This window comes from Clostridium tagluense (assembly GCF_003865095.1).
In the GTDB taxonomy this organism is placed as follows: domain Bacteria; phylum Bacillota; class Clostridia; order Clostridiales; family Clostridiaceae; genus Clostridium_AD; species Clostridium_AD tagluense.
The window spans coordinates 23,080-45,803 of sequence record NZ_BHYK01000019.1 but is presented as its reverse complement, the minus strand read 5'-3'; the positions used below and the strand labels follow the sequence as shown (position 1 = coordinate 45,803).

Below are 22,724 nucleotides of genomic sequence, written 5' to 3'. Positions count from 1 at the left end.
ACAGATAGCAGATAAACTGGATTAATAATGCATACCTAGATATGGTAAGGAGAGGTAGCCCTATGACCGGAAGAATAAGAAACGAATTTGGGATTAATTGGTGGTCTAAAAAGTGGAATAATGCAATTTCAAGCTTTACTATAAGTTCTAGAATTGATAAAGGGCGTGAATACGCAAGGGCTGGCAATGTACTAAGTATGGAAGTTTTAAAGGGCGAAATAATTGCAGAAGTTCAGGGTGGTAGATTAACACCATATACAGTAAATATGGAGATTGATATTTTCTCAAAAGAGCAGTGGAAAAACATTATGAATATTATGGCACAAAAAGCTATATTTTGTGCCATGATTTTAAATGGAGAAATGCCTGAAAATATAGAGGAAGCTTTTAAAGAAGCTGGAGTTTCACTTTTTCCTAAAAAACAAATACATTTAATAACTCATTGTTCATGCGCTGATGCCGCAAATCCATGTAAACATATAGCTGCTGTTCATTATCTGCTTGGGCTTGAATTTGATAAAGACCCCTTTGTGATTTTAAAACTGAGAGGCATGGATAAAGAAGAATTCTTAAAAGCCTTGAGAATTTTAAGAAGTGGCAATGAAACTGATGTAATTAAAACAAAAATAAAAAAACAGCTTAAGTCAAAAAAAACTATTGTGGATTTAAAAAGAGAATTTGAGAATTCAAAGGGAATAGATGAAGAGGTATTAAATATGTCTTTTTCTTATGTATCACCTGGAGTTGTGCATGGCGTTATAAAAACATTGGGTATTCCAGACTTTTGCACTAGTGAAGATGAATTTGGATATAAAATGAGGAAGGCCTATAGTAATGCTGAAGAGGAGACTAGAAAATATATAGATGGAAAGTGAAAAAATTTAAATGTAAATAAAGATTCAGATATATCTGAATCTTTTTAAAATTCAAGTTGTAATATAAGTAATTATGGTATATAATTACTTTGTTGGCAACAACTAATATTAAGAAGGAGGTCGTGACCATGTTTACAAATATAAGATTTACATTAGAAAGTGTGAACTTTGAAGTAAAAATTAATCAATTATATAAACACGATCTTGGTACAAATTTTTAATATTAATTAATTTTGTTATTTATATTAATTATCTAAGCCGAGGAATATGTATTTACGGCTTTTTTTATTAGTCTTTAAGAGAACTTTTATTTGAAAATACAAGTACCCTTAATATCTAATTATATCTTTAAAAAGCCGTAGAATATATACATATATATTCTACGGCTTTTTAATTTTTATAGTAATAAATTTTGCTGTATTAAAAAGAAGGAGTGATTTGAAAATGACTAAAACACACAATTACAGAAAATTTAGGGGCTGGAATTTTAATTTTCACACTTGAGTTTTTGAAAAGTGTACTAAAACCATATTAAAAGGTGGAAAATGCACAAGTAGTAATATCCACTGTAATGGGTCACAAGGAGGGGATTTATATTAAGAAACTTTTAAGTCTAACCAAGGGAAATAGATTATTATATTTTGCAGCAATACTCTCTATAGCAGCAGCTACATTTATAGCTATGCTAGAGCCTATGATTATAAAAGTAACAATAGATTCAGTAATAGGAAATAAACCACTGGATGTTCCGAAAGCTATAGAAAAGCTGGTAATGATGGTAGGAGGAACAAGGGTGCTTTTTAGAAATTTATGGATATGTTCTTTGAGCCTTGTAACATTGACCTGTGCACGCGGTGTTTTCCTATTTTTGAGAGGGAAACTTTCTGCGCAGGCAGCTGAAAATATTGCTAGGAATATGAGAGTTAAGCTTTATGATCATATTCAGAATTTGCCCTATGAATACCATGTAAAAGCAGAATCTGGAGACTTAATTCAAAGATGTACTTCAGATGTGGACACCGTTAGAAAATTCTTTGCGACGCAAATGGTGGAAATAGGAAGAGCATTTTTTATAGTAACCTTTGCAATTATAATGATGTTGTCACTTAATAAAAAAATGACGGTTATAGCAATGGTTATAGTACCAATCATATTTATATTTTCATATGTATTTTTTTATAAAATTAAAAATACCTTTGAAAAAGCTGATGCACAAGAGGGCGCTTTAACATCAGTGCTTCAAGAGAATTTAAGTGGAGTTAGAGTTGTAAAAGCTTTTGGAAGACAAAACTTTGAAATTGAAAAATATGAAAAAGAAAATATGAAATATAGGGATTTGAATTTTAAATTAGTAAAACTGCTTTCAACTTATTGGTCTACATCAGATGTCCTTTGTATGACTCAAATTGGTCTGGTTTTAATATCAGGCATATATTTTGCAGTTAATGGAGAAATAAGTTTGGGTACCTTGGTTGTATTTAACACTTATGAAGGAATGTTGTTATGGCCTGTAAGACAACTGGGTAGAATACTTTCCGATATGGGAAAGATGTCAGTTTCTCTTGAGAGGATAACAAATATTCTTGATGTGCCAGTGGAGCAGGAATATGGGAAAGCACTAAAGCCTCAGGTTAAAGGAGAAATAAGCTTTGAAAATGTAAACTTTGAATACGAGCAAGACAATGAAATTTTAAAAGATATAAGTTTTACAGTAAAGAGAGGCGAAACAGTGGCTATTGTTGGACCAACAGGTTCAGGTAAATCCTCCCTGGTGCATCTTTTATTAAGACTTTATGACTATGATAGTGGTTCGATAAAAATTGATGGAGTGGAGCTTAAAGATATTGAAAGAAAGCATATGAGAAATAATGTTGGAATAGTGCTTCAAGAACCCTTCCTCTATGCAAGAACTATAAAGGAAAACATCAAAATGGCAAAGATAGACTCAAAAGATGCAGAAATCCACAATGCAGCAAACGTAGCTGCTGTGCATAATGTTATAACTTCCTTTGAAAAGGGGTATGACACCATCGTTGGAGAAAAGGGTGTTACCTTATCAGGAGGACAAAGACAAAGGGTTGCAATAGCAAGAACACTTATAAAAGATATGCCCATATTGATATTTGATGATTCGTTAAGTGCGGTGGATGCTGAAACGGATAGAGTTATAAGGGGAGAACTTAAAAAGAAAAGTAAAGGCAGTACTACCTTCATAATCTCTCATAGAATTTCAACAGTTATGGCTGCAGATAAAATTATAGTTTTAAACCATGGAAAGATTGAAAGCATAGGAACGCATGCAATGCTTATTAAAAAAGATGGTATCTATAAAAGAATATGGGAAATACAGACATCATTAGATGCTTTAGATGATGAAAAGCAGGTATGCAATGAGTAAAAGGGAAGTGATATTATGTCTAGAATAGATGAAAATAAATTAGTAGAAAATAAATCAGCACAAAAGATAGATATAGGTATATGGAGAAGACTCTTTAAGTACCTTACAGAATTTAAAAAGGGACTTGTATTTTTGGCTTTCTTAATGGTAGGCGTAGCAGGTATAGACGTGGTAATGCCACTCCTCACAAGGTATGCCATTGATAATTTTATAATGAAGAAAACTACAAATGGGCTTACCATATTTGCAATAGTTTACTTTTGTATAATTGTTTTTCAAGCATTAAATGTAAAACTATTTATAATAAATGCAGGTAAGATTGAGACACACTTGGCTTATCATATAAGAAAGCTGGGTTTTAAAAGGCTTCAACAGTTATCTTTTTCATATTATGATAACTCCTCAGTGGGATGGCTTATGGCAAGAATGACCTCGGATGTAGCAAGGCTTAGTGAAATAATATCCTGGGGACTCATTGATATGGTATGGGCACTAGTTATGATGACTGGATTTATAGGAGTAATGCTTTATAATAATGTACGTTTGACGCTTATATGTATGAGTGTTGTGCCACCATTATTTTTAATAGGAATGTTTTTTCAAAAGAAAATCTTGAAATCTTATAGAAAAGTGAGAAAATTAAATTCACAATTAACTGCAGATTTTAGTGAGGAGATATCTGGGGCTAAAACTACTAAAACTATTGTTCGTGAAGAGGAAAACTTAAGTGAATTTGTGCAAGATGCAGGTAATATGAGAAATTCTGCTGTAAAAGCAGCTATGTTTTCTGCTCTATTTCTTCCAATTGTTATATCCATGGGAAGCCTTGGAGCAGGTTTTGTTTTGTGGATAGGAGGGAAAAGTGTTATATCAGGACCACTATCCCATGGTACTTTTGTAATGTTTATTGCTTATACAATACAGTTTTTTGACCCTGTAAGTCAGCTGGCAGGAACTATTGCAGAACTTCAGAATGCTCAAGCATCTGCAGAAAGAATAATAACATTAATAGAAACTGAGCCGGATATATGGGACACGAAAGATGTAATTGAAAAATACGGAGATTTATTCAATCCCAAAATAGAAAACTTTGAACCAATAGATGGAGATATTGAATTTAAAGATGTATGTTTTTCCTATGAAAACGGAGAAAAAGTGTTTCAAAACTTTAACCTAAAAGTGAAAAAAGGTGACACTATAGCACTAGTTGGAGAAACAGGTTCTGGAAAAAGTACCCTAGTTAATTTACTTTGTAGATTTTATGAGCCAAGTAGTGGAGAAATATTAATTGATGGAATAGACTATAGAAAAAGATCACTATTGTGGCTTCAATCCAATATTGGCTATGTGCTTCAAAGTCCACATCTATTTAGTGGGAATATTAGAGATAATATTATGTATGGAAAGCTAGATGCCACATTGGATCAAATTGAAAATGCAGCAAAGCTTGTAAATGCTCATAGTTTTATAAGTAAACTAGAAAAAGGCTACGATTCAGAAGTTGGTGAAGGTGGCGGTAATCTGTCCACAGGAGAGAAACAGCTTATCTCCTTTGCTAGAGCTATCGTAGCAGACCCAGCGTTATTTGTTCTTGATGAAGCTACCTCTTCTATAGATACTGAGACAGAAAGAATGATACAAAATGCCATAGAAAAAGTTCTCTCAGATAGAACTAGCTTTGTGGTTGCCCATAGACTTTCGACTATCGTGTCTGCAGATAAAATTCTTGTTATAAGACATGGAAAGATAACAGAATCAGGAACTCACAGAGAACTGCTAAGAAAAAAAGGCTATTATTATACTCTATATACAAACCAATTGCTTGAGGATAAGGAAATGGAAAGCAAAGCGGTGGTTTCCTAGGGGATGGATGCTAGAATTCAAATGGCAAGTTCATAATTAAATTAGAGCTAAAACTTATTTTAAATTAATAAAATAAGCTTTAGCTCTTTTTATGTTTAATATCTAAATAGGGCCTGAATTTTAGTTGATTCATACTTAGGCATTTGTAATACAACCTTTTTACCATTCAAATTAAGGTCTAAACAATAAAGATTTCCCTTGAAAAATGCTTTATTAATCCATGAATGCTGTAGATCAATCACAGATATATGGACATTAGGATTTTTAATATCATCAATTATAAATTTTTCGTTATTAAGGTTTTCTTTAAAGGGTACAAAAATTAATGAGTTCGAATTCAAAGTAAGAGCACCAAAGGTTGGACCATTAAACTTTTTAAGGTTACATATTACAGTGATTGCTTTATTGTCTTTTTTTGAATTAAATTCACCATTGTTCTTATCATAGAATTGCGCAATGAATTTTCGGTTTTCTTTGTGAAGTAACTTAGGAGTAATGAAAGAAATAGGGATAAGCAAAAATGAAAGTAATATAGAAATTAGTAGATAGCAATGCTGAATGTAGCAATATAAAATCCAAAGTATTTCTTGGATAATAAATAATTTAAACCATAAATGCTTGAAGTAGTTATTAAGAAAATATTCAGTTTTATTTTGTGAGATTGTGATATTCATGTGAAATCATCCTTTCTCTTATAAATAATATTTTTTTAAGTATAGCAAATATTTCAACGGAGGGGCTAAATTAATGACAGCCTATTCTAGGCGAAGCTTACATTAAATCTTTCCTAATATCTACGGATTTTAAACTATCTAATGGAGTAAAATCATCTATAGGATTTTTTTCTAAGTGTAATACTTTTAAGTGGCTCATATTGCTTAAAGGTCTTACATCTTTGATTTTATTTGATCCTAAGTGCAAATTTGTTAAACTAAATAACTTATTTAGGCTACTAATATCTTCAATCTCATTAATTGATAATTTCAATGTCTTTATATTAGGAAGAGGAGATAGAGGGCTTACATCTTTAATCTTATTGTCAATAGCATCTAAATACTCTAATTTAGTTAGTTTGCTTAATGGACTTATATTTGTTAATTCTTTAATTGAGGATATATCTAAATATTCTAAATTCAACAATTTGCTTAATGGTGATATATTCGTTAAATTTCTATTTAATGATATATTTAAGTGTTTTAAATTTGATAAACTACTTAATGGTGATATATCGCTTATATCATGTCCTACAAGTGATACTATTTCTAAATTTTTAAAATATTGTATCCCATCTAAATAAGTGATTTTATAAGTTATATTACCATTTAATATGGCAAGTGGATTACCAAAATTAGCTTGTAACTTTTTTATATTTTCTAAGTCTTTCTTAAAAATATGTCCTTTAGGCTTATGGATAGTCATTCTCACTAGCTTTTCAAAATTTTTATTTTCAAATTTTAGTACATTATTGTTTAGGTATGTTTTGTACTGAAAAATCGAGAATAATCCTACAATAATAAGAAAAACTAAAATAATTTTAATATATGTTTTGCTTAGTAATTTGGATTTAATCACATGGATCTACCCCCTTAAATATTTACTGTTAATGAGATATATTACTTTTATTAACATGCCTAATTATAACACAAATAATTACATAAATAAGTCTAAAAAAATAGGAAAGTAGGGTGTAAATCACCTGGTAAGTTTAAAAGATAGTTGACAATACACATAAAATGTAATAAAATAACATCAGATAGATTTTGTTAAAATAAAAGAATGAGGTGCTTTATGAGCGTGTTAGTATCCAAATAGATTAAATTTTATAATTAAATAAATCATTCAAAAGGGGTGTAGTATACCTTTATTTGTTATGGATTTATTTAGTAGGATCTATGAAGATACAATTCCGCAAAGTACCGTTATAGTAAGAAGAGATAGATCAATCTATCTTTTATGAAGTTACGTATTTTTAGCTGTGGTAGTATCCACGGCTTTTTTTATTTTGCAGATAAATAAAAGTGTTTGCAAAGTTAGTTAACCATTCTAAAGAGAGAGTGGTAATGAAATCTATCTATGGCGTAGTATCTTCATAGAACAAAAATGTTAATATGAGGAGAGATAAAAATGAATATAAATACTTTTAATAAATTGCAATATAATGAGTTAAAGGAAATAGTAAAGTCTTATTGTGTGAGTGGACTTGGAAAAAATCTAATAGATAGGTTAGAGCCGAGCAGCAGTTTAAAAGTTGTGGAGAGTAGGCTGAGCGAAACTAGTGAGGGAAGATCCTTACTAGATACGGTCGGGCACATTCCCTTAGAAGGAATATTCAATATAAAAAATATTATTGAGAATATGGAAAAAGGAGCAATATTAGAGCCAGAGGAGTTAACAAAGCTTTGTAACTTTTTAAGAGGTTGTAGAAAAATTAAAGATTTTATGAAGGGAAAAGAGTTTTATGCCCCTACTTTAAGCAGTTACGGGGATTCAATTACAGAATTTAAATCCATCGAGGAAGAAATTGAATTTTCCGTAAGAGGTAGCTTAGTAGATTCAAATGCTAGTAAGGAGCTTAAAAAAATCAGAAGATATATAGAAAATGCAGAAAGTAAAATACAAGAACAGTTAGACAAGTTTTTAAAAAATAGTAGCAACAAAACTTATATACAAGAATTCTTTGTAAGCAAAAGAAATGGGAGATATACAATTCCTATAAAGGCAGCTTTTAAAAATCATGTGCAAGGGACAATTGTAGAAACTTCATCTAAAGGATCTACGGTATTTATAGAGCCTAGTGTTATATCAAAAAATACAGCAGAGCTGGTAGTATTAAAATCTGAAGAGGCCATGGAGGAATATAAAATATTATCACATCTAACTGGATTAGTATTTGATAATTCAAAGGAAATTAAAATTAATATAGAAGTAATAGCAGAGTATGATATGATTTTTGCTAAGGCTAAATATAGTAGAGCCATAGAGGGAATAAAGCCTAAAATTAATGATTATGGATATATAAACATTGTTAACGGTAAGCACCCACTATTAAAAGGAAATATAGTACCACTAGACTTTAACATTGGCACAAATTACAGGGCCTTAATAATAACAGGACCTAATGCTGGTGGTAAAACTGTGGTGCTAAAAACCGTTGGTCTTTTAACTTTAGCTGTACAATCAGGACTTCATATTGCAGGTAAAAATGGTACTGAAATATCCGTGTTTGAAAAGATATTTGTAGATATTGGAGATGATCAAAGCATAGAAAATTCCTTAAGCACATTTTCTTCACATGTAAAAAATTTAGCAGAGATAATTAATAGTAGCAATAGATCTTCTTTGATATTATGTGATGAGATAGGAAGTGGAACTGAGCCTAATGAAGGGGCTGGTCTTGCTATTGCAATACTCGAAGAGCTTTATCATAAAGGGTGCATCATAATGGCTACCACTCATTATGGAGAAATTAAAAACTTTTCTAAAAGGCATGGTGACTTTGAAAATGCAGCAATGCAGTTTGAAAACAATACATTGGAGCCACTGTATAAGCTAATCATAGGTAAATCAGGAGAGAGTAATGCACTTTGGATTTCTAAGAAAATGGGAATAAGGGATTCTATTCTTGAAAAAGCAAAAAAGTATGCAGAGGATAAGAATTATAATTTAGAGTTAGTAAAAGATAGTAAGGTTAAAAAGAAAAAAGATGAAGAAGACATTATTAACAGCAAAACGTATGATTATAAAATAGGTGATAGGGTGCTGCTTATGGAGTATATGGACTTTGCCATAGTTTATAAAGCAATAGATAGTTTTAATAATATAACAGTGTTATATAAAGATGACTTCCTAGAGGTTAATGAAAAAAGATTAAAATTAGAGCTAAAGGCTGAGGATTTGTACCCAGAGGATTATGATTTTAATATATTATTTATGGATTATGAAAAGCGAAAATTAGAAAGAGACCTTGAGAGAGGATCTAAGAAGGCATTGAAAAAGATTCAAAAGGAAATAAGCAGTAGTAGGGTAAACTAAAAAAAGTAGGGTGTCATCCACAGGGCAAGTTGCAGATGGATGGCACCCTACTTTTTTATTCTGAATTTTATCCAAGTTCTAATGTGCATCCTGTGTTATATTCAAAAGTTTCTTTGATTTTTAGGAAGATATCCTCATCTATATTCTCACACTTTAAAATAACTTTTAAAGCAGCACCATTAAAGGCAGGATTCTTTTTTAAGTTCACCTTATTTTCATCGCATAGCTGCACTGCTAAATTTATAATAGCGTTTTGATTAACAGAAGTTGCTATGTTTATATTCCAGGCTATTTCTTTTGATAGAGCTTCAAATTTATGAAGATATTTTCTACCAATAATTGGTGAAATAAAAGTAAGTTCTATAAATTTACCAATATGGTTATGCTTTATACTTTTTTTATACGGTTTAAATTCTTCATACATAAAAGCATCATCAATAAGCTGAAAAGCTACATTTTGCTCTAAAGGAGCTTTGTTGTGTTCATTGAATATAGCATCTATGTCAGTTGACATAGAATTTGATAAGTCGGTACTTTCACTTTGAACTACTAAATTTACACCAGTGAGGTTCTTGAATTCCTCTAATTCGGTAGAGATTTCAAAAGATGATTTTAGTGCTACTACTATCTTATTTTCATTAAGATGACAGGAAATTTTTTTTATATCAGCATTTTTTAATAAGCTTTTTATAAGATTATCAGAAGACTGTAAATTGATTTGCTCATTTATTTCAAATTTCCATCCTGTTTTTTCTTCAAGTTCCTTAATAGTTTTATGGATAGAGTTATCTACTGATTTAGGAAAGTCAAAATATAAAATTGCTACTCTTTCTTCTTGATTTAAACCTAGTTTTTTATATTTAAAGGCACTTAAACACTCGAAAGCCAGGGCAGTTATTTCGTTGGCTTTTAATGTTTTAGGCTCTAAATCCAACCTTACGTCTTCGGAAGTTCTAGCTTTAAATAAGAAAAGCCGTCTTAAATCACTTTCAAAATAAGGGGAATCTAAAAGTTGAAATCTAAAGTTGTCAACTTCTGAGACTTTAAGAATTTTTGAACCACCCCATATGAAAGTTAATTCTTCGATAGTAAAAAATTTATCCCTATATTTTTCGTAAACAAAACTCCATAGTAATTTAATATTTTCTTTATTTAGAGGTTCCTTTGATTTCATAACAAAAGGAATTTGTTTGCTTAACTGTTTTCTTGGAGTTTTAATTTCTATGTCAAAGCATTCTCCAGATTTAGGCGCGAAAAGTTTTCCTCTAATATCTTTTGCAGCTTCATTTGCAAAGGTATTAATAACTTCACTATCACCATGGACTAAAAATACATTATCAGGAGTGAGCTTTGCTATGAGAGCTTGGATTTCACTTTTATCTCCATGAGCGGATAGGCCTACTCTTTCTACTCTGCATTTCACGGGAATGATTTTACCGTTTATTTCGAGAGTTCTATCCTCTTTGTTGGTTTCTAATAAATTTAAAAGTTTTCTTCCGGGAGATTCTTCATCTTGATAGCCTGTTATAACTATATAGCCATTGTCCATAGCAGCAATTTTTTCAGCATAGAATTGGCTAGGACCTCCTGTAAGCATACCAGAACTAGATATTATAATGCAGCTTTCTTTAGAATCAAGCAGGGTTTCTCTTTGTTCTTTATTTTTTACTGGTATAATATTATCATCATAAAAAGGCTCCACGCCTCTTAAAACCTTTTTGCCTAAAGTGTTTTTAAGGTAAAGGGGATTGAACTTGTAAACTCTATTAATGTCTTTTACCATACCATCTATGTAGATATTAACTTTTTTTAATTTCTTAGAATTCATAGCTTTTTTAAGTATAAGTATAACTTCCTGCGCACGACCTAAGGCAAAAGCTGGAATTATCATTTTTCCGCTGTTGCGAGTACAATCATTAACAATATCTATAAGGCGATCTTCCTCAATTTCTCTATTTGAATGTAGTTTATCCGCATAAGTGCATTCGAAAATACCAATATCAGGTCTTAACCTAGGGACTTTTGCACCTTCTACTGACTTTTGAGAAAATAATGAAAAATCACCGCTATAAAATAATGAGCCTTCACTACCTTGCAAATATATACAGCTTGCGCCTGCTATATGGCCAGCATTATAGAAGGTGAGCTTTAAATTATCAAGAATTTCAAAGGGCACTTCATAATTTACAGTAAAGATTCTATTTAACATATTTTCTACATCTACCTCGGCATATAGTGGAATTTCAGCATCTCTGTTGTTCATTATTTTAAGACTATCATATAGCAATACTCTCACTAAATCTTTAGTCATATTATTCATATATATCCTAGCACTAGGATATTCTTTGCTTATCATAGGCAAACTGCCGATATGGTCCAAATGGGCGTGACTAATTATAATAGCATCTACTCCACCCATTTCTTGTATTGTTCTGAAATCAGGTAAGGGATCTTTAGTGGCACTTTGACGTATGCCAGAATCCATTAATATATTTTTATTGTCAATTTCAAATAAAATGCAACTAGCACCGATTTCATAGGCTCCACCTAAAAAAGATAGTTTCATATTAAGTCACTTCCTCTTGTATAGATAATTATTTATTTTTGAAAATTTCTACTAATACTTTTTATGCGATAACATATATCGCGTCCAAAGGCTATTAAAAATATAATTAATAAAAGAATTTTATTCTCATATGGAATTATATGTGCAGTAGCTAATTGTGGGAATTTAGCCTTAATCATATTCTCTACACTAAAAATCAAATATGTACACATAACCCAAAATACCCAAGATAAATCTATCTTGTTTTTCTTTTTTTTGAAAATTTGCTTCCTTATTATCATAAAGATTAGTAGATATATAACTACAAAATTAGCTATGAAGTCAATTAGATCTATATTAAACAGATTTTGGTTTTTAAAAGAATTACCCCCTCCATTTAAAATTATATCAAATATAAACATTATTAAATAGTAAATAAATCCTGTTTGTAAAATAATTTCTATATTATTAAAACATTTGTGAAAAACACTTTTATTGTAGTTTGATTCTTCAATTATTGAATCACAAAAGCCTTTTATATCGTCACCGATAACTTCACTTGCAAATTTACCTTCACTTTTTGCTTGGAGTATCATATCTAGTACTTGTTGAAATATTACCTCTTGTTCTATTAGACGTAAAGATGACATTCCAATGTACTTAGTAATATCATTAAAATTCTTTAAGTCTCTATCATTCAGTTCCTTTGTGAGCTTGTTTCTTTTAAACATTAATATAATAGTTCTAATCATAATTATTCCCCCAATACTCTATCTACATTTGTTTTTATGACCTTCCATGAAACAACAAAAATTTGGAACTCCTCTGCTCCTTCATTCGTTAAATAATAATATTTTCGCTTAGGCCCAAAAGGTGAGTTTTTCATAATAGAATATATTAATTTTTTCTTTTCAAGGCGTATTAATATAGGGTAAACACTGCCTTCTGTAATATCTTTGAAGCCGTAGTTTACTAATCTTTCACATATTTCATATCCGTAAGTTTCATTTTCTTTAACTATTTTTAAAATGCAACCCTCTAATAACCCCTTTAGTATTTGTGTACCGTTTGCCAATTCATCACCTACTTTGTATTACCAAATAGCTATATGTTAATATTATCCTACGCATTTTGCATTGTCAAGTAGTTAAATATTTTATCAATGGTGCAATGTTCTTTGAAAAACTTGCCACTCTTGCTGTCACCTGTATTATAAAAATGCTGCTGAAAGAGATTAACATCTTTCAACAGCATTTAATGGTTATTCTAGACTATAGTATATTACTTATTAGCTTTTACAAATAATAGTTTATATGTTTGGATCAAAATTAGAGGCATAAGGGATAGTCCGTATACTATAGCACGTTGGTTTATTGTTAAGGGAGCTACCTCAAAAACTCCCATAAGTGGCTTAAAGCTTAAAACAAATTCTAAAAGTAAATACCCGAGTATGGTTGCAATCCACAAATATTTATTTGAGAAAACTCCTATTTTAAATATGGATTGTTGTGATCTCGAGTTAAATCCATGGAGCAGTCTTGAAAAACACAGTGTTGCAAAGGCCATTGTGCTGGAAGCCAGCGTATCGCCGGTTGATAATCCTATATGGAATGCTGTCATTGTACCTAGTGCAATAATTAATCCTTCAATTAATACTTCTATTGAAAAGGATTTATTTAATATAGGTGAATTTATATCTCTAGGTTTTTCATTCATTATATTTTTATTATGAGGTTCAAGTCCTATTGCAATAGCTGGAAGACTATCTGTAACCAGGTTGATAAATAGAAGATGAACTGGTGCAAAAGGCATTGGGAGCGCTGCAAGTGAAGTATAAAGAACTGAAATCACAGCTGCGGTATTTCCAGATAATAAAAACTTAATTGAATTTTTTATGTTTGAGTATATACTTCTTCCATTGGAAATTGCCTTTACAATGGTTGAAAAATTATCATCCATAAGTACTATAGAAGCAGCATCTTTAGCAACCTCAGTACCTGTTATTCCCATAGCGATACCAATATCTGCTTGTTTTAGTGCAGGGGCATCATTTACGCCATCACCGGTCATTGCGACGATATTTCCTCTTTCCTGCCATGCTCTTACTATTCTTATCTTGTGCTCAGGGGATACTCTTGCATATACAGAAATATGTTCTACTTTAGTTTTAAGCTCTTCATCGCTTAAGGAGTCAATTTCATAGCCTTCTATAGCAACAGATTCATTAGTTAATATACCAATTTGCTTCGCTATGGCAGAGGCGGTTATCTTATGATCTCCAGTTATCATTACTGGCTTAATGCCAGACCTTATACAGTCTGCAACTGCTGTAGCAGATTCTATTCTTGGAGGGTCCATCATGGAAATTAGACCTACAAATATCAAGTCATTTTCATCTTCAATACCTATTGTTTTTTCATTTTCAATTTCTTTATAAGCAAAGGCTAAAACTCTGAGTCCACTTTCGGAAAACTCCTTATTTACTCTTTCAATCTCTTTTTTATCATTCGCAGTCAGTGTTTTAACTCCACTTGATGTAACAATACTTATAGATCTTAATAAAAGTACATCAAGCGCACCCTTGGTTATCATAAAGGTTTTCTCTTCAAGTTTATTTGCTGTACTCATTAGCTTTCTATCAGAATCAAAGGGTACTTCAGAAACTCTTGGATAGTCTTTTCTGATATCTAGCTCGTCCAAATCATATACTTCACCTAGGTTTACAAGTGCAACCTCAGTGGGATCTCCAATCTCTTTGTCTTTAACAGTTATAGCATCATTACATAATAGTGCCATTAGTACAAGATTCTTTTCTAAAAGCTTATCATGGTCAAGTTCATCATGAGACAGTACTTTTTCATCAACATATACCTTTTGTACAGTCATTTTATTCTGTGTTAGCGTTCCAGTTTTGTCTGAGCATATTACTGAAATACTTCCTAAGCTTTCAACTGCATGAAGTTTTCTTACAACAGCATTTTCACGAGACATCTTTTGTGTTCCAATGGCAAGAACTATTGTTACTATTGAACTTAATGCTTCAGGTATTGCAGCAACAGCAAGAGATACAGCAAACATAAAGGAATCAATAATTGCATAACCTCTGAATACATTAAGGGCGAAAATAAGGGCTGATATTGCAAGTATAACAAAGGCAAGCTTTTTACCGAAATTGTCCAAGTTAACTTGTAATGGAGTCTTCTTTTCCTTTGCAGTTTCTAAAAGGTTAGCTATTTTACCTAGCTCTGTTTCCATTCCAATAGATGTAACTAAAATTAAAGCTCTTCCATAGGTTACAAAGCTTCCGGAAAACACAATATTTTTTTTATCACCTATTGCTACATTATCCTCATTTATTATATCAGTTGTCTTTAAAACACTTTCAGACTCACCTGTTAATGAACTTTCATTTATCTGAAGACTGTAGTTTTCAATTATTCGTCCATCGGCACTTACATAGTCGCCTGCATCTAAATATAAGATATCTCCGATCAGCAATTCCCTTGAAGGGATTTCTAGTTTTTGTCCATTTCTTAAAACCTTGGCTGTAGGAGAGGACAGGGCCTTAAGACTTTTTAAAGATTGTTCTGCTTTAACATGCTGAACAGTTCCAAGAATAGCATTTATAACAACAACTACAATTATAACAAGTGTACTCTCAAACTTACCAAGGAAGGCTGATATAAGAGCGGCACCTAAAAGTATTACTACTAAAAAGTCCTTAAACTGTTCTAGGAATACCTGTAGGTTACTTTTTCTAGCGCCTTCAGTTAATTCATTAAAGCCCTGCTTTTCTCTCAGTTTTTTTATTTCAAGATCATTTAGGCCTTTGTCACTAACTCCCAGAGTTCTCATCGCCTCTTCTGATGTTTGTTTATAAAACATGTTCATTAATATTCCCCCTCGTAATGGTTATTTTTATGGTGTCAATTCCTTTAGTATAGATAAAACTTATTGATTATAATAACAGGGTAAAATAAAAAGGCTCTACAGTTGGCATAAATACCAGCTGTAGAGTCTTACTAAACTTTAGAAGTTATCAAAGCCGGGATTTAATCCGTGGTGACGACTTTGATTCTGCTTAAAAAAGCAGGAAGTTACTCCCTCTACATATATTATTTTGAAATCCGTACATAATCTCTATACTTAACATATTAATGTGTTCTGATATATTTGTCAATATGAATAATGAAAATATAAAAATGTCCTTCAAAATGTGATTTAATAATTAAGTGAAAAAATAGACTTCCAGTGTATGCTTCAATTGGAATATCATCAATTATATTTAGAATTATTGAGAAATATTCCTATTCCTTCAATGATATATTTGACATTATTATAAATACATAATATACTATAAAAAGAAGTATATAGAATTAAAATATTAAAATGAAAAAGGAGATTAGATTAATGATTATAGTTATTCTTTAATAGGCTATTTAAATTAAATAGTAATTTTAAAAGCAAAAGTTTTTTAACTTATTTAATGTAAGTTCATTTGTTATGGCATTTATGCTTTAGCTTATGCCACTGCTTTTAAATTTAAGAATAACATAGGCAGCTAATTTTCTTTTAATGTATATTTTGTTTGAAAGTCACTTTTATTTATATGTATTTAACGTGAATTAAGATTTTACTTCTGTTTTTCACGAAGGATAATAGTGATTTCCAGCATACGTAGATTAGGTAGTTTATGCTGTACTTATTAAGTACAGTATTTTTATATTTTTTACGCAATAACAAGATGTTTTGTTAATGAGAAAACTTTATATGATATTAGCTTTAAGCCTGTAAATGATGTTATTCATTTACAGGCTTTTTGTTTTATATAATAAATATTTTGATATTGAATTTTTTGAATTAGGGAGGATAAGTAGAGGCGATGAGTAGATAATCTCAATTAGTATAATTATAAATATAGTTAAATTATTAAAGTGAGGTGATTTTATGACAATTTTGTTTAAAAATATAACTAAGATATATGAAGGAAAGACAATTTTCCAAAATATTAGTGGCAAAATAAATGATAAAGATAAAGTTGGAATTATTGGTATAAATGGTATAGGGAAGACTACACTTATAAAAATATTAGTAGAAGAAGAAAATTGTGATTCTGGTACCGTTGAAATTCTTCCTAGCGATATAAAAATAGGGTACTTAAAACAAAGTAGCGATTTTGATGAAGATATTACTTTGTCTGAAAAAATCCAAAAATATAAAACTAAATATATCTATAAGTATTCCCAGGATAAAAACTTAACTTATGAAAAAGCTCTCAAAAAGTCCCTAACTGATATGGGATTTAATGATAAAGATCTAAAGAAAAAAATATCAAAACTAAGTGGCGGAGAAAAAACTAAGCTTTCCATTTGTTTAGTGCTTATGAATGATCCAGAGGTATTAATTCTTGATGAGCCTACAAATCATCTTGATGTAGATGCTATAAAATGGTTGGAAAATTTTCTAAGTAAGCTTAACAAAACTATAATTATAATTTCACATGATAGGTTGTTTTTGGATAATACTGTGAATAAAATTTTTGAGATGAACTATGATAAAATTGAAGAATATAGTGGAAATTATAGTCATTACAAATATCAAAAGAATATAAACATTGCAAATATTAATAAAGAACATTCAAAACAGCAAAGAGAAATTAAACATCTAGGAAAAGTAATACAAGAACAGAGACAATGGTTTGATAAAGCTCATAAATCCGCAGGAACTAATGACCATTTAAGAAAACTTGCTGGAAAGCACATGAATACAGTATGGTCAAAAGAGAAAAAACTAGAAAAAATTTTAGAGAATAAAATAGATCCATATAAAGCAAATATTCCAGCGGCTTTTTATCTCATTAATAAAAATAATATAAACAAAAGTAAACTTCCCAATTATTTAATTAGAATAAATAGGTTGAAGAAGAGCTTTGACAGTAAAGTCATATTTGATAATGCAGCATGCAACCTTAAAAAAGGGGACAAAGTAGCCCTTTTAGGCTCTAATGGATCAGGTAAAATAACTCTTCTAAAAATGATTATAGGAAGTGAAAAACCTAATTCAGGTACAGTTTATATACCACCTTCTATAAGGCTTGCTTATTTCTCACAGGAGCTTGAAAATTTAAATTATGACAATAGGATACTTGATGAAGTTATGTCACTGGGTATTTGTAGAAATGATGCTAGACTAATGTTAGGTTCTTTGTTATTTAAATCGGAGGATGTTTTTAAAGCTATAACTAAGCTTAGTATGGGCGAAAAATGTAGGGTTGCTTTTGCAAAACTATTATTATCAGGAAGTGATATACTTATATTAGATGAGCCTACAAATTATATGGACACAGTTTCTAAAGAAAATATAGAAGAGGTTTTAAAGCAGTATGAAGGCACAATACTTTTTGTATCCCACGATAGATATTTTATTAATAGTTTGGCTACAAAAATCTTTGAGATAGATAATCAAAAGATAATAACATATGAAGGTGATTATGATTATTATTTAAATAAGAAAGCTGAAATGAAAGACAATGTAACCGCAAATGTTAATTATGATAAAATTAAGGATGAAATTCTACAACTTGAATGTGAACTAGCTTTTTTATGTGGTAAATTAAGTGATGTGAATTTACTTGAGTATTCAAAGATTGAAACTCAGGAAAAATTCCTAGGTACTTATGAAAAATTAAGAGAATGTAAGTATGCCATTTCTAATGACAATGGTTTAAATAAAAAAGTATAAATCATAAAGAACTTGCAGGTGCCACCCAAGTGGCAAGTGGCAAGTTCTTTATTTATTAAAGGAAATCTTGACTTAATCTTTCAATAACACGTTTTTCACCCATAACCTGCATTACTTCATATAAATCCTGAGTTTGCGTTCTGTTAGTTAAAGCAACTCTAATAACGGTTGCAACATCAGAAATTAAACCTTTATATAATTCGGGATTCTTTTTATAAACTCTTCCGTTTTTTGCATATCCAAGTTTTTCAGAAAGTTCTTTAACACGTGAAAACCAAGTATCCGCATCATCACAATGATTATATATAGCTATATAGTCCCTAAGGATTATTTTCACGTCTTCCATTGTTATTTGTTCAGGGAAATTAGTGCCAGCACTAATACTATTTTTATAAAAATCATCGAAGAAATATTCAATATGTTCTTTTACATCTAGCCATTTTACAAAATCTTTTCTTGGCTTTTCATTTTCTCTTTCAATATTAAATATTTGTTTTGCATAATCCTCATGCTTGGTAAGTATATCGGAAGTTGCAGTATCGTTTTCTTTAGCCCAAGCAAGGTATAAGTCATAAACTGTACCTGCGCTCATAGCAGCTATAATATCTTTACTCATATCGTTAAGTTTTAAAATATCAAATAGTGCACCGCTTTTGCTCATATTTTCAAGGATAATATTAAAGTTTGTACAAGGCTCATCTACGTTTGCAGATCTCCATTCTTGAAAATTAGAGTTAACTAAATTTACAAGATACTCAGTTACAGATATAAGCGGATATCCCTCAGTTTTATAATAATCTACGCGAATTTCAGGGTCTTTTCTTTTACTAAGCTTACGTTTTGATGTTCCATCCATTTTCATGATTGTAGGTATGTGAGCATATTTTGGAGCAGTAAAGCCTAACATTTCAAATAATTGCAAATGTATAGGTAGAGAAGAGAACCATTCTTCCCCACGTATAACATGGGTCGTTCTCATTAAATGGTCATCTACAGCATGAGCTAAATGGTAGGTTGGAAGACCATTGGTTTTAAGTAACACAATATCTTGGTCATTTTCTGGCATACTTATATCACCTTTAATTAAATCATTACAAATTACTCTTTTATTTGGATCGCCAGGAGATTTAAGTCTTATAACAAAAGGTTTGCCTTTTGCTAAATTGTCAGTAATTTCATCGAAAGTGGCATTTCTGTGAATAGCCCATTTTCCATGATACCCTGTATTGATTTTTTGCTCTTGCTGAATTTCCCTTGTGGCATTTAATTCTTCTTCCGTGCAAAAGCAAGGGTAAGCTAAGCCTTTTTTTATTAAATCTTTAACGAAGGCATGATATATTTCCATCCTATCACTTTGCTTGTAAGGCCCATAAGCACCTTTTTCACTATTAGAATCCACCATTCCTTCATCAAAGAAAATTCCAAAATCGCGTAGAGTGGTAATACTATCTTCAATGGCACCAACTACCTCTCTTTTCTTATCAGTGTCTTCTACTCTAAAGTAGAATATTCCTTCACTCTGATGAGCCACCCTCTCAGATATAAGCGCCGCGAATACTCCTCCAAGATGCTGAAAACCAGTTGGGCTAGGAGCATATCTTGTAACCATAGCACCTTGTTTAAGGTTTCTTTCTGGGTAGAGATTAGAATAGTATTCTGGAGTTTTGTCAATGCTAGGAAGCAGTAAATCTGCTAATTTAGTATAATCCATTTTAATCATCCTTTCTTGTTAATATTATTTAACCGCAAAAAAAACCTCTCATCCTATACTATATAGGACGAAAGGTAAACTTCCGCGGTACCACCTAAATTGATGTAAAGGCATCTTGCAATACCTAAATCCACTTATTAACAGTATAAATCATACTGTACTTTTATAACGGAAAGCTACCGTTGGACTTACTCAAATGTTTCAGTCCAATGCTCCAGAGCTTCTTTCTGTAGTTTCAAATACCAAATTTCCACCATCATTGGTTCTCTTTAAATTGAAATATACTTACTTTTCTCTTTCATTGCATTTATGTTTAAATTTTATTATTCAACTACAATTATACATTCATTATTTATAATGTCAACATACAAGATTTTATGATGAAGCTTTTTTCATAAAATCCTTTAAAGTGGGTTTCAAGAATTTATATGTAGTTTTGTTAAATACTTGATGTTTGGATTGATATTCTGTATATTTAAATAGGCAAACAATGGTTTTATATTATTTAATTAGTCTAAAGGTAGATTCACAATATGCGAAATGGAGGGTTTATGGAAATTTCAATTAATATAATAAAGGCAGTAAATAATAATAAGTATGTAAATATGAAAGATTACGATGAATTAGCATTTAACGCTAAACGTATATGGTTATCCGAACCATGTAATATAATTTTCGAAAAAAATAGAATATATAACATAAAGCTTAAATCAGATCAGGTTATTGAAGGGTCAATTATTCAAATAGGACAAGATGAATTTGGATTTTACATAGTATTTAAAAGGGCAATAGTACCATCACAAAAAGGAGAATTACTAAATAACAGCGTTTTTTTTGAACGCCAAAGGATTCCTAAAGGATATGCAGTACTTAAAGAAGTTTTTGCACCTGACAGTATAGCTGGTGGAAAAGAACTAATACAATACTGTGAAGGGCAGTGGCCTAACCTTAATGGCTCAGCACTATCTATAAAGAAAGAAGGTAGCAATTATATTTTTCATTTAATGAAAGGGAATTTAGGAGAAACCGCTGTAGAATTACGTCTTTGTAATGTTTATGCTGAAAAATGTATTGGAGACGACTGTGATAATTTAGAGTACTTTGATAAGCAGGGGATTGGATATTTAGATATTAAAAAGCTAGATGATTTTAATTATACAATTCATATACAAAATAATTTTATGGAATTTATTTGCATTGATGAATTAACTTATAATTCAGTGGAACACAGAAATGAAGTAACAATTAACTGTAGGGAATTAAATATAACTTACTATAATAGCTTCTTAAGGGGATTAGAAGAAAAAGGTATTGCGTTGACAAAGTTATATTCTGATAAAGATGTTCATTATTCAAAAGCAGATGAACTTCGAAGTAAATGGCTTGAAACTTTTACTCGAAATATAGATGTCAGTGATGCTAACCTAGACCAATGTCTTTGGCATATATTTAGCTATGGAAAGTTGTCATGCGTGCAAAGAGAAGAGGCAAATGCAGATTTAATTAAAATTAAAAAAGAAACATTATATTTATTCTTTAATGAGGGAACAACTTGTTATCGTTTAAATAATGCTGAGAAATTTACTGCAGAGAATATTGATTATTTTAATGATATTTATGTAACCAATGAAGATTTTACTTGGACCTACGTGCTAACACATGAAAGAGTAACTTGTGGTCCATATTTTCATTCAAACTAAGGAATAAGTGCCCACGTGGCAAGCTGGCGATATACTAGTGAGAATATTTTGCACTTTTTATGAATTTCATATTGACAATATATTGATAATGTTATAATATATAACATATACAGTGAGTGTACCTAACAAAATGTTAGCGGTACAGGGACTTTCCTACACGTAGATAACTCTACGGAGTCACTTCCAAAGTGATTTCGTGGAGTTTTTTTGTTTTATAATTAAGTAGTAATAATTAACAATTGCCATCTACTTCAGAGAAAATACGAGGGGGATAACAATTGAGAATTGTTATCTGCCACAAAGGAATGCAAGGAGGGATTAAAATGGATTTTATTATTAGACCAGTAAAAATTGAAGATGCAGTATTTATAAATGAGTTGCGCCGTCAGGATGGAGTTCGAGAAAACATAATGGGTATAACTAGTGAAAGAGTTACAAGAACTGAGGGCTTCATAAATGGACTTACAGATAATGACCATATGCTAGTAGCAGAGGTAGAAGAAGATGGGGTTAAAAGGGTAGTTGGAGTTGCATCTCTGTCAGTAAACAAATCAAATAGAGTAAGACATTCCGCAAGCATTGGATTAATGGTTAGGAAAGAATATCATAGAATGGGAATAGGTAGAGCTCTAATGATGGATTTAATTGATATAGGTGATAATTGGTTAATGCTTATTAGAATTGAATTGGGAGTTTTTACGGATAATGAAAAGGCAATAAATCTATATAAATCTCTAGGTTTTAAAATAGAGGGTACAAAAAAATACGCAATAATCAGAAATGGTAAATATGATGATGAGTACCTAATGGCAAGATATAATATATAGAATTATAGTTAGCTTTAATTTCTTTGAAAAGT

General features: G+C 30.8%; 14 protein-coding genes and 1 other annotated feature. Of the genes, 7 read left to right on the top strand and 7 right to left on the bottom strand.

Annotated elements, in window-relative coordinates; all coding sequences use genetic code 11:
- Positions 1–62: 62 nt before the first annotated feature.
- From Ctaglu_RS15845 to Ctaglu_RS15835, 3 genes are all read left to right on the top strand, one after another.
- Positions 63–875, top strand: a complete 813-nt coding sequence (locus Ctaglu_RS15845; RefSeq protein ID WP_125003429.1) for an SWIM zinc finger family protein — start codon at positions 63–65, stop codon at positions 873–875.
- A 538-nt stretch (positions 876–1,413) separates the two neighbouring features.
- On the top strand, positions 1,414–3,273 hold the full coding sequence (locus Ctaglu_RS15840; RefSeq protein WP_233439812.1) for an ABC transporter ATP-binding protein: 1,860 nt from the start codon (positions 1,414–1,416) through the stop codon (positions 3,271–3,273).
- Between the two features lie 15 nt (positions 3,274–3,288).
- The gene (locus tag Ctaglu_RS15835; RefSeq protein ID WP_125003427.1) at positions 3,289–5,136 is read left to right on the top strand and encodes an ABC transporter ATP-binding protein; all 1,848 of its coding nucleotides are present in this window, start codon (positions 3,289–3,291) and stop codon (positions 5,134–5,136) included.
- A gap of 95 nt (positions 5,137–5,231) precedes the next feature.
- Here the strand turns inward: Ctaglu_RS15835 and Ctaglu_RS15830 are convergent, their stop codons facing one another.
- Positions 5,232–5,810: a hypothetical protein gene (locus Ctaglu_RS15830; protein ID WP_125003425.1), complete on the bottom strand. Its 579-nt coding sequence runs from the start codon at positions 5,808–5,810 to the stop codon at positions 5,232–5,234.
- 97 nt (positions 5,811–5,907) lie between these two features.
- Positions 5,908–6,708: a leucine-rich repeat domain-containing protein gene (locus tag Ctaglu_RS15825; RefSeq protein ID WP_125003423.1), complete on the bottom strand. Its 801-nt coding sequence runs from the start codon at positions 6,706–6,708 to the stop codon at positions 5,908–5,910.
- A gap of 552 nt (positions 6,709–7,260) precedes the next feature.
- On the opposite strand from Ctaglu_RS15825, the gene Ctaglu_RS15820 reads away from it, so the two are divergent.
- Entirely contained in the window at positions 7,261–9,168 is a 1,908-nt protein-coding gene (locus Ctaglu_RS15820) for an endonuclease MutS2 (protein WP_125003420.1), read from the top strand.
- Between the two features lie 67 nt (positions 9,169–9,235).
- On the opposite strand, the gene Ctaglu_RS15815 is transcribed toward Ctaglu_RS15820, so the two are convergent.
- The 4 genes from Ctaglu_RS15815 to Ctaglu_RS15800 form a co-directional block, all read right to left on the bottom strand.
- Positions 9,236–11,734, bottom strand: a complete 2,499-nt coding sequence (locus Ctaglu_RS15815) for an MBL fold metallo-hydrolase (protein WP_125003418.1) — start codon at positions 11,732–11,734, stop codon at positions 9,236–9,238.
- Positions 11,735–11,766: 32 nt separating this feature from the next.
- On the bottom strand, positions 11,767–12,465 hold the full coding sequence (locus tag Ctaglu_RS15810; RefSeq protein ID WP_125003416.1) for a DUF1048 domain-containing protein: 699 nt from the start codon (positions 12,463–12,465) through the stop codon (positions 11,767–11,769).
- A 2-nt stretch (positions 12,466–12,467) separates the two neighbouring features.
- Complete coding sequence (locus Ctaglu_RS15805) at positions 12,468–12,788, bottom strand: PadR family transcriptional regulator (RefSeq protein ID WP_125003414.1); 321 nt, start codon at positions 12,786–12,788, stop codon at positions 12,468–12,470.
- A gap of 206 nt (positions 12,789–12,994) precedes the next feature.
- Positions 12,995–15,604, bottom strand: coding sequence for a cation-translocating P-type ATPase (locus Ctaglu_RS15800; RefSeq protein ID WP_125003412.1), 2,610 nt, complete (start codon positions 15,602–15,604; stop codon positions 12,995–12,997).
- Positions 15,605–16,660: 1,056 nt separating this feature from the next.
- Between Ctaglu_RS15800 and abc-f the strand changes: the two genes are divergently transcribed.
- Positions 16,661–18,454, top strand: a complete 1,794-nt coding sequence (gene abc-f / locus Ctaglu_RS15795; protein WP_125003410.1) for a ribosomal protection-like ABC-F family protein — start codon at positions 16,661–16,663, stop codon at positions 18,452–18,454.
- 55 nt (positions 18,455–18,509) lie between these two features.
- On the opposite strand, the gene gltX is transcribed toward abc-f, so the two are convergent.
- A complete protein-coding gene (gene gltX, locus Ctaglu_RS15790; RefSeq protein ID WP_125003408.1) occupies positions 18,510–20,165 on the bottom strand; it encodes a glutamate--tRNA ligase in 1,656 nt (551 codons plus the stop codon).
- 60 nt (positions 20,166–20,225) lie between these two features.
- Positions 20,226–20,476: a binding site (T-box leader), on the bottom strand.
- Positions 20,477–20,716: 240 nt separating this feature from the next.
- Between gltX and Ctaglu_RS15785 the strand changes: the two genes are divergently transcribed.
- On the top strand, positions 20,717–21,865 hold the full coding sequence (locus tag Ctaglu_RS15785) for a DUF4275 family protein (protein WP_185732742.1): 1,149 nt from the start codon (positions 20,717–20,719) through the stop codon (positions 21,863–21,865).
- Between the two features lie 323 nt (positions 21,866–22,188).
- On the top strand, positions 22,189–22,692 hold the full coding sequence (locus tag Ctaglu_RS15780) for a GNAT family N-acetyltransferase (protein WP_125003404.1): 504 nt from the start codon (positions 22,189–22,191) through the stop codon (positions 22,690–22,692).
- Positions 22,693–22,724 lie beyond the last annotated feature (32 nt).